Source organism: Parvimonas sp. D9 (assembly GCF_035282565.1).
In the GTDB taxonomy this organism is placed as follows: domain Bacteria; phylum Bacillota; class Clostridia; order Tissierellales; family Peptoniphilaceae; genus Parvimonas; species Parvimonas micra.
The window spans coordinates 1-231 of sequence record NZ_JAYKBM010000288.1; the positions used below are offsets into that span (position 1 = coordinate 1).

The 231-nt window shown below is 58.4% G+C and carries 1 protein-coding gene; it reads right to left on the minus strand.

All coding sequences use genetic code 11. The features are described 5' to 3' along the window. Positions 1 to 26 precede the first annotated feature (26 nt). On the minus strand, positions 27 to 231 hold a 205-nt coding region (locus VJI94_RS08895; RefSeq protein ID WP_324009117.1), incomplete at its 5' end, for an NADAR family protein.

Sequence of the window (231 nt, forward strand, 5' to 3'; positions counted from 1 at the left end):
CGAGTTGCTGTTGATGCTGGTGATGGTCATGCGTCCCCTTTGAGTTCGTTGCGGAGGGTCATCCACAGTTTGCCCAGGACGTTATCGCCATTCCACGACCCGTCAGGCTGCTTGCCGGCACCCCAAAAAAGCCCGGAGCCGTGCTGCCGACTCGTGCAGTCTTCGATGATGATTTCGTCTCCGGTGGCGAGCAGCAAATCGCCCAAGTTGGGGTGCTGGTCAACCTTGAGT